This is a genomic window from Gammaproteobacteria bacterium (assembly GCA_033720895.1).
Classification (GTDB): Bacteria; Pseudomonadota; Gammaproteobacteria; order Natronospirales; family JAJUFS01; genus JAWWBS01.
Window position 1 is genome coordinate 1 of record JAWWBS010000118.1, and the last position, 1,980, is coordinate 1,980.

Below are 1,980 nucleotides of genomic sequence, written 5' to 3' on the forward strand. Positions count from 1 at the left end.
GCGGTGGTCGCGGTCCTGACATGCTCTATCACCTGCTGGCCAACACGGTACTGCTGCTGCACGCGCTGTTCATTGTCTTCGTGGTGCTGGGTGGTTTGCTGGTGCTCCGGAACCCGCGCATTGCCTGGTTGCATGTACCGGTTGCGATCTACGGCGTGCTGGTGGAATGGATCGGCTGGATCTGCCCGCTCACGCCGCTCGAGAACCATTTCCGGTCGCTGGCCGGCGAGCAGGGCTACAGCAGCGGTTTCATCCAGCATCACCTGCTCCCGCTGATCTATCCCGTCAACTACACGCCTCGCCTGCAGCTCGTGCTTGGCGCCATCGTGCTGCTGACCAATATCGCCATTTACGGCTTCATAGCCTGGCGGATCGCACGCGCTCGGCATGCCCGCTTCGAATAGACGGCGTCACAGGCAGCCGCCACGCGACTCCAATCGGCTCATTTGCTTCCTGGTGACAATCACCCAGCAATTGCGAGCGCGCTGAAGGGTCAGCGACCTCCTCTCCGGAACTTTGTGTATTCCGCGCTGCATTCATCTCCGTCTACACTTGAGGTTCCAGTGACCCAGGAGCGCCCATGTCCGACAAGCCCAGCAAGCCCGTCATCGCCGCCAATTCGCCGACCAAGGTCACGCTCGAGAAGGGCAAGGACTACTGGTGGTGTCGATGCGGGCGTTCGAAGAACCAGCCCTTCTGCGACGGCTCGCACAAGAGCACGTCCATCACGCCGGAGAAATTCACCGCCAAGGAAGACGGCGATGCCTGGCTGTGTCGTTGCAAGCACACGGGCAAGTCACCCTTCTGCGATGGCACGCACAAGCAGTTCTCCGACGAACAGGTCGGCGAAGAAGGCCCGGGGCCGGAGGCCCTGCATTCAGAAGGCGATGCCGCGCCGAAGGCAGAAGCCACGAAAGAAGAACCCACCGTCGCATTCATTCATGAACTCGCGAAAAACGGCCTGGGCTCGGTGGGCCATCACGGCCCGATGACGGCGATGGGCGTGCCGCGACATCAATTGCCACACTGGGATGACCTGCAGATCCTGACCGCGCAGATGGCAGCAAAGCCGCTGCAGGAAGACGTGCCGGTCGCAACGAAGCTGTTGATCGGCCCGGAAGCGAAAACGCCCCTCGAACTCGACATTCCCCTTTTCGTCTCGGACATGAGCTATGGCGCGCTGTCCGAGGAAGCGAAGACTGCGCTTGCAAAGGGCGCGGAACTCGCGGGCACCGGCATTTGTTCTGGCGAAGGCGGCATGTTGCCGGAAGAACAGCAGGCGAACTCGCGTTATTTCTATGAACTTGCTTCGGCAATGTTCGGTTATGAAGAGTCCCTGCTGGAAAAAGTACAGGCCTTCCATTTCAAGGGCGGCCAGGGCGCGAAGACCGGTACCGGTGGTCACCTCACTGGCAACAAGGTCACGGAAAAGATCGCCGCGGTGCGTGGTCTTGCAGCCGGGCAGGATGCGATATCGCCGCCGACGTTCAAGGACCTGGTCACGGTCAAGGATTTCAGGAAGTTCGCCGATCGCGTGCGGGAAATATCCGGCGGCATACCGATCGGCTTCAAGCTCTCCGCGAATCACATTGAACGCGATATCCAGTTCGCGCTGGACGCCAGTGCGGATTACATCATTCTCGACGGTCGCGGTGGCGCGACCGGTGCCGCGCCGGAGATCTTCCGCGATCACATCAGCGTGCCGACCATTCCAGCTTTGGCCCGCGCAAGGCGTTACCTCGACGAGCAGAAGGCATCTGGCCGAGTGACCTTGATCATCACCGGCGGCTTGCGCATGCCGATGGATTTCGTCAAAGCGATGGCGCTGGGCGCGGATGGCGTTGCGTTGGCGAATTCCGCGATCCAGGCGGTGGGCTGCGTCGCTGCCCGCATGTGCCACACCAATCTCTGCCCCTCGGGTGTCGCAACGCAGGATCCAGAGCTGAGAAAGCGCCTCAACGTCGAGCGATCGGCGAAGCA

Annotated in this window: 2 protein-coding genes; both read left to right on the plus strand. The window is 61.3% G+C overall.

What is annotated here, in order from left to right; translation table 11 throughout:
* The first annotated feature begins 20 nt into the window (after positions 1–20).
* Positions 21–404 (plus strand): DUF2784 domain-containing protein, encoded by a 384-nt coding sequence (locus tag R3217_10740; protein ID MDX1455920.1) that lies wholly within the window; start codon positions 21–23, stop codon positions 402–404.
* A gap of 176 nt (positions 405–580) precedes the next feature.
* Positions 581–1,980, plus strand: a 1,400-nt coding sequence (locus R3217_10745) for a glutamate synthase-related protein (protein MDX1455921.1), incomplete at its 3' end; no start/stop codon positions are given.

Coding starts and splice junctions, on each gene's coding strand:
- R3217_10740 (MDX1455920.1), top strand. CDS start 21: ATGCTCTATCACCTGCTGGCCAACACGGTACTGCTGCTGCACGCGCTG.